The sequence below is a fragment of the Nocardia sp. NPDC055029 genome (genome assembly GCF_053608525.1).
In genome coordinates this window covers 186,978-193,824 of the sequence record NZ_JBSGVQ010000009.1, presented here as the reverse complement: position 1 = coordinate 193,824, position 6,847 = coordinate 186,978, and the positions used below count along the sequence as shown (strand labels likewise).

Annotated in this window: 7 protein-coding genes; 5 read left to right on the top strand and 2 right to left on the bottom strand. The window is 68.6% G+C overall.

Annotated features, from left to right (window positions below):
- Positions 1-33: 33 nt before the first annotated feature.
- Both ACWF9G_RS11725 and ACWF9G_RS11720 read right to left on the bottom strand, forming a co-directional pair.
- Positions 34-906 (bottom strand): Bax inhibitor-1/YccA family protein, encoded by an 873-nt coding sequence (locus ACWF9G_RS11725; protein ID WP_452515053.1) that lies wholly within the window; start codon positions 904-906, stop codon positions 34-36.
- Between the two features lie 148 nt (positions 907-1,054).
- On the bottom strand, positions 1,055-2,203 hold the full coding sequence (locus tag ACWF9G_RS11720) for a class I SAM-dependent methyltransferase (protein ID WP_452515051.1): 1,149 nt from the start codon (positions 2,201-2,203) through the stop codon (positions 1,055-1,057).
- Between the two features lie 403 nt (positions 2,204-2,606).
- Between ACWF9G_RS11720 and ACWF9G_RS11715 the strand changes: the two genes are divergently transcribed.
- The 5 genes from ACWF9G_RS11715 (at position 2,607) to ACWF9G_RS11695 (ending at position 6,692) form a co-directional block, all read left to right on the top strand.
- Positions 2,607-3,185 carry an AMIN-like domain-containing (lipo)protein gene (locus tag ACWF9G_RS11715; RefSeq protein WP_452515049.1) on the top strand — a complete coding sequence of 193 codons (579 nt, stop codon included), beginning with the start codon at positions 2,607-2,609 and terminating at the stop codon, positions 3,183-3,185.
- A gap of 60 nt (positions 3,186-3,245) precedes the next feature.
- The gene (locus ACWF9G_RS11710) at positions 3,246-3,911 is read left to right on the top strand and encodes a hypothetical protein (RefSeq protein ID WP_452515047.1); all 666 of its coding nucleotides are present in this window, start codon (positions 3,246-3,248) and stop codon (positions 3,909-3,911) included.
- A 77-nt stretch (positions 3,912-3,988) separates the two neighbouring features.
- Entirely contained in the window at positions 3,989-4,609 is a 621-nt protein-coding gene (locus ACWF9G_RS11705; protein WP_452515045.1) for a DUF305 domain-containing protein, read from the top strand.
- Between the two features lie 171 nt (positions 4,610-4,780).
- The gene (locus ACWF9G_RS11700) at positions 4,781-5,296 is read left to right on the top strand and encodes a hypothetical protein (RefSeq protein WP_452515043.1); all 516 of its coding nucleotides are present in this window, start codon (positions 4,781-4,783) and stop codon (positions 5,294-5,296) included.
- A 64-nt stretch (positions 5,297-5,360) separates the two neighbouring features.
- A complete protein-coding gene (locus tag ACWF9G_RS11695; protein ID WP_452515041.1) occupies positions 5,361-6,692 on the top strand; it encodes a serine hydrolase domain-containing protein in 1,332 nt (443 codons plus the stop codon).
- Positions 6,693-6,847: the final 155 nt, after the last annotated feature.

The window sequence follows — 6,847 nt, the reverse complement described above, 5'->3', positions numbered from 1 at the left end:
GAATTCGGTGGGCCGCTCTTTTATGTCTTGTGATCAGTCCCGCTGGAAGTAGCTCAGCAGGCGGAGGATCTCGACGTAGAGCCAGACCAGGGTGACGGTCAGGCCGAGGGCGACACCCCAGGCGGCCTTCGCGGGGGCCTGGGCGCGGATCAGCTGATCGGCGGCGTCGAAGTCCAGCAGGAAGCTGAACGCGGCGATGGCGATGCAGACCAGGCTGAACACGATCGCCAGCGCGCCACCGTCACGCAGGCCGAAGCCGCCGTCGGTGAAGAAGCTCGCGATCAGGTTGCCGACCATCAGGACCAGCACACCGACCATGGCGCCGAGCAGCATGCGGGTGAAACGCGGGGTGACCCGGATCGCGCCCGTCTTGTAGACGACGAGCATGCCGAAGAACACGCCGAACGTGCCGAGCACCGCCTGGCCGATCAGGGCGCTACCGCCGACACCGCCGAAGGTGACGTCGGTGAACATCAGCGACAGCGCGCCGAGGAACAGACCCTCGAACGCCGCGTAGGACAGCACGATGGCCGGGTTGTCCATCTTGTTGCCGAAGCTCGCCACCAGGACCAGCACCAGGCCGATCAGGCCGCCGCCGATGACGAACAGCGGAGCCAGCGAGGGGTTCGCCGAGGACAGCGCGAAGGAGATGATCGCCGTGACGGTCAGCACCGCGAGGGTGATGCCGGTCTTGGTGACCACGTCGTCGATGGTCATCGCGCGGGTGGCGGGGGCCTGCTGGAACTGCTGGCCGTACTGCTGCCCGTACTCGCCGTACTGCTGCTGTCCGTACGGCTGGTTGCCCAGCTGGCCCGCGCCGGCGACGCCCGAACCGAAGTTCGCGTAACCGCCGACACCCTCCTGGCGAGGTAAGTTCTTGAACACCGGATTCGATGAGGTACGCACCGTGCGCCTTTCTTGGAGTGATTAGTCGCTGTACAGCTCCAACTGCCCTGTTCAACGCGCCACGATCGGACAAAGTTCCCGGCGGCGCGACCGTCGACCGCACCCCCGTCCGTTCGGACAAATCGGACTCTACCGCGTCCGACCGGCTCTATCGTTGTACGTCGCGCAGGCCACGAACAGACCGCGTCACCGTGAACTTCTGGTTCCGCCCGATCACATCGGTGCGCCCGACCATCCGTTCGACCACTCCCCGATAGTTCAAGTGCGAGTTGTAGACCGTCCACAGCTCGCCGCCCGGCCGCAGCACCCGGCCGGTCTCGGCGAACATCTTGATCGCCGAGCCGGTGTGCACAGCCGCGCCGACGTGGAACGGCGGATTGCACAGCACCAGGTCGGCGCTGTTGTCGGCGGCCGAGGACATGGCGTCGTCACGCACCACCGTCACCCGGTCGGCCACGCCGTTGGCGGCCGCGGTGGCTCTCGCCGAGGCGACCGCGGCGGCGGACTGGTCGGTCCCGACGACCCGGATGTGCGGACGCGACTTGGCCAGCGCCACCGCGAGGATGCCGGTGCCGCAGCCGAGGTCGATGGCCTCGCGGGCGTCGGGCTTCATCCGGTCCAGGTGCTCGAGCAGGAAGCGGGTGCCGATGTCGAGGCGCGGCCCGGAGAACGCGGCGCCGTAGGCGAGCACGGCGCCGTCGATCTCGGCGATGTGCTCGGCCACCGGGAACCGGGACTCACCGACCGGCAGCGGCTCGCTCACGACCAGCACCCGTGACTTCTGCCTGCCACGGCCCGCGCGCACCTGCCCGAACGATTCGGCGAGCACCTCGTTCATGGCCGGGGTCAGGTACTTGTCGCGGCCGCCCGCGTAGACGACGACATCCTCGGCGGCGTAGCGGGCGATGACTTCGGCGATCTCGGCCAGGCCGGACAGCATCCGCGGCAGGCGCATCAGGACGACCCGCGCGCCGGTCAGCAACTCGGCGTCGAGGCCGTGCGCGGTGTAGCGGTCGGTCAGCCCGAGATTCTTGGCATTGGCAGCCAGCGCGAGTTCCCCGGTGAGCAGGTCCTGATGCACGCGCAGGCCGGTCAGATCGTGCCGGGTCGCCGCGCCGACGGTGAGCGCGCCGTAGGTGTCGCCGATCACCGCAACCTCGCCGCTACCCGCCGCCGCCAGGGCGTCCGCGGCGGTGTCGAGGAGTAACCGGTCGGCGGCGTCGACGGCATAGAGGTTCGGCGCCTCCACATCCGGATACCGGCGCAGCCGGGTGAATACGTCCTCGACTCTGTCCACGCGACAAGTGTGCTAGATCGTTGCCCCACCGTCACATCCGGCCCTGATATCCGCCGGTGGTCTTGCTCACAGTGCGGTGTCGTGGCACGTACTCCGGTGGGCACGAACAGCTTCCATCGATTTGCGACACCCTTGCAGATCGGCTCGAGCTGGGTGATCTCACGAATCCCGTTGTTCCCCACTGTTTCGGCCGCTGCTTGTGGACCAGATCGACCGCGTCTGATCCGCGTCGAACGCAATTGCGCTCCGCGTCGAACCCGTCGCCGCCGCTGATCACCGGCAGCCCTCGCGTAGACCGGGCCGATCGGTCCACTCGCCCGTTCCCCAGCAAACTTGCCGTAGCCCGAACACACCCCGCGTTTCTTCGCCCGCCGCGCCACCTGGGCTGAGTACCATCGGCCTCATGCGTAACGCTCTCGTGTTCGGCATGGTCGCCATCGCGTCGCTGGCAGTGTCCGGCTGCGGCACCGACACCGCGCCGGTCGCCACCTCCGCGCCGACGAGCACCACCGGCACCTTCACCGACGCCACCGGCGAGGTGCCGACCGACAACGAACCCAAATCCGGCGAGGCCTCCACCGGCGCCGCGCTGACCGTCACCGATATCCGGGTCGGCCGCCAGGAGGGCTTCGACCGGGTGGTCTTCGCCCTCGGTGGCACCGGCACACCGGGCTGGCGCGTCGCCTACACCGACCGCGCGGTGCAGGACGGCAGCGGCAAGACCGTCGACGTGGCGGGCAGTTCGATCCTGGAGGTACGCATCCTCGGATCCGTCTACCCGTTCGACTCGACCGTCCCGGCGTATTCGGGGCCCGACCCGGTGACCGACCCCGGCGTCCCCGGGATCACCGGCGTCTACAAGACCCTGGTCTACGAAGGCGTGACCCAGTCCTTCGTCGGCGTCGACGCGGATCGACCGCCGTTCGCCGTCACCGCGCTGACGAACCCGCCGCGGCTGGTCGTCGACATCGCCACCCAGTAATTACCCCTACCATGTCGGGGTATTTCCGACGTCCCGATCGCGCTGGTTAGACTAGGTTCCGTGATCGAGCAGCATCGGCTCCAGCGCGCACCCGGCATCGCCAGGGTGCTCGCCATGCTGATGCTGCTGGCCGGGATCGTCGCCATGCACTCCGCGGTCTTCGGCACCGCGCACGCCACCACCGCCGAGCCGTCACATACGGACGCCACACCGGCATCGCACGCAGGGACCGCAGCGGGACAACAGACCCGCAGCGCCTGGCCAGTCCACGCCGGGCCCGTCGAGGCGACACCAGCAAGCACCTCCCAGTCCGCACACGACGGGACCGTCGAGGCGACGCACACCGGCACCGCGGAAATTTCGCGCACCGGCACCACCGAGGCGACGCCAGCGAGCTCGATGCTCCTGGGAGTCGGCGATTTCCAGCCGATCGAGCGCACCCACGCGGCCGCCGACATCACACAGGGCACGGCCCCCGCCGACGACGGGCACCCGACCGGCTCCGGCTGCGGGGCCGCCGGCTGCGGCGAACACGCCGCCGTCCACTCCTGCGTCTTCGTGCTCGCCGCACTCGCCGTCGCCCTGACACTCGTGCTGCTCTACCGGCTCGCCGGCGACACCGCGGCGACCGGCCACGCCGCCACCCGGCCGTGGCGTGGCAGGCGCGAACGCCCACCGCCATGGACCGTTCTCTCCCTCTCCCAACTGGCGATTCTGCGGATCTGACAGGTCAGCCGCCACCGGTGTGCCCGGCGGCGGTCCAACTCCTCTCACCGTCACCAGAATCCCCAGGAGGATCACCCATGTTCAGCACCCGTACCCGCGCCACCGTCCTCGCCGTCTCCGCCGCGAGCGTTCTGCTGCTCGCCGCCTGCGGCGACGACACCGAGTCCGCGACGCACGACACCCACTCGTCGACCAGCTCGGCCAGCGTGACCAGCGCGACGGCCGCGGCCCGCACCGACTTCAACGACGCCGACGTCACCTTCCTGCAGATGATGTACCCGCACCACGCGCAGGCCGTCGAGATGGCGAAGATGGTGCCGAGCCACACCCAGAACCAGCAGCTGATCGCGCTGGCGGCGGAGGTCGAGAAGGCGCAGGCGCCGGAGATGCAGCAGATCACCGATCTGCTGGCGTCCTTCGGTAAGCCCGCACCGAGTGCGAGTGCGGGCCACGGCGGTCACGCCATGCCCGGCATGATGACCGACGCCCAGATGACCGCATTGCAGTCCGCCAAGGGCGCCGAGTTCGACAAGCAGTGGCTGGAGATGATGATCGACCACCACGAGGGCGCGGTCGACATGGCGCGTACCGAGCTCGCCGGCGGCGTCAACCCGGAATCCAGGCAGCTCGCGACGGCCATCGTGGCCACTCAGGAGACTGAGATCACCACGATGCGCGGCATGCTCGGCCAGGGCTGATCAGGGGCGGTGCCGGGGCAGGCGGTCCCGGCACCCCGACCGGCCCGACGTCTCGGTTGGTCATCGAAATCCCCACCGCGAGCTGACGTCACCCGCTCACAGCCAGTACGGTCGATATGTTCGGCTCCGGCGCGATCCGGGGCCGGCGGTCCCGAGGGAGGAGAGGGAGACATGAGACAACGGGAACGACTGGGGGTCACAACGGCACTCGTGGCCGTCACGACCGGAATGGTCCTGGTGGCCTGCACCAAGCAGGTGCCGGGCGACGCCCAGGCCAACCAGACCGACCTCGCCTCCTACACCTCCGAGGTAGCCGCCTCCTCCGTGGCACGGGTGAAAAAGGCCAACGACACGGCTTGCGACGGACTGCGCGCGGCCAACAAGAGCTCGGTGACCGCGTTCAACGCCTACATCGACGCCAGCAACACCAGGGCGCCCGACACCGACACCAAGGCCAACGACGCGGTCGCCACCCTGCGCAACAACGCCAAGGACCTCGGCCGCAAGATCACCAACGATGTGATCCCGACGCTGGCCGAGCCGCTGCGCTCCTACCGCGACAACACCAACACCCTCGCCGACACCCTCGAACGCCGCGCGCCCACCGACGAACTCAACGATGTGATCGACACGTTCAACGCGGCGAAGGACACCGCGATCGAGGTCTGCAAGCCCTACGGAAGCTGAGCCGACGTAACGAGAACGTGATCGTTCACGATTCCCTCCCGGTATCTCTTTTCTGGAGGGTTGAGTGCACGGCTATCTGAAATATGTTGTGGCAGCGGCGGTCACCGCACTGGCGCTCACCTCGGGAGCGCTGCTGCCCGCCACCGCGCAGGCCGACCCGGTCACCGCCAAGCAGTGCGAGGTCAGCTCGGGCCGCACACCGCAGACCGCGACGCCCGCCGAGGCAGCCCTCGACCCGGAGCGCGTCGCCGCCGCCATGAACCTGGCGATCGACACCACTCGCTTCAACATCCAGCTCTACCGCAACAACTGCCTGGTCGCCGGTGGCCCGCGCAATGCCGAATCCGGTGGGGTGCCCTGGAATCTGTGGAGCGGAACCAAGAGCGTCGTCGCGCTGGTCGCGGGCCTGGCGGTGGATGAGGGTCGCCTGCTCATCGACGAGCCGATCGACCGCTATCTGCCCGCGGGTCTCGGCGACGAGGCGCACCGGGCGATCACCGTGCGCAACCTGCTCACCGAGTCCTCCGGGATGGAGGTCGCCGTCGCCGCCGAGGGCGCGACGGGGCTGGCCGCGCTCGACCCGAATGTCGTCGCCCAGGCGCTGGCGATGCCGATCGAGCGCCCGCAGGGCACCATGTTCCGCTACAGCCAGCGCGCGGTCGACCTGCTCGTCTATGTCATCCAGCAGGCCGTCGGCGAGGACTTCCAGACCTTCGCGCAGCGAAAGCTGTTCGACCCGTTGGGCATCGCGCGCGGCGACTACTTCTGGGCCCGCGACCGCGCCGGAAACACCTACGGCCACGCGCATCTCATCCTGCCGCCGGACGACTTCGCGAAACTCGGTCTGCTGGTGGGCAATCGGGGACGCTGGAACGATCTGCAGGTGATCTCCGACGACTACATGCGCGCCGCGCTGTCCCCCTCGGCGAGCATGCCCTGCTACGGCTTCCTGTTCGTGATCAACGGCGCACCGTGCCGCCTCGAGTTCCCCGGCCTGCCCTACGACGCGGTGAAGATGTCGGGCATGCTGCGCAACGACAGCTACATCGTCCCGAGCCTGGGTTTGATGCTCAACTGGACCGGTGTCGCGACGCCGGGCGCCTCCTCGACCTACACCCACAATGTGATGCGCACGCTGGTCTCGGCCTTCGTCGACAAGCAGCTGCCCGATCCGGGCCCGTACCAGGAGCGCCCTGACGTGAGCGTCACCGATCCGATGATCGCCCGCCCCGACGCGTTCTTCGGCACCCTCGGCATCGGCCCGTACGCCTACCCGGGCTGCAGTTTCGTCGACTGCCTCGGCGAGACGCCGAAGCCGCCGTTCTCCGACTGGCCGCCCGGCTGCGTCGTGCTCGGCTGCGTCGGCAGCAACCCCGCCACGCCCGGAATCCGCTGACCTCGCCGCGCAGGTGGTGATCGCCGACCACCTGCGACGGGGCACCGCGCGCGCGTACGCTGACGGGGACCAACTCTGCACAGGGTCAGTACAATGCTCCACGACCGGCAATCTTCCAGCAAAAAGCGTGCTTCAATCGATCGCCCGCAACCGAC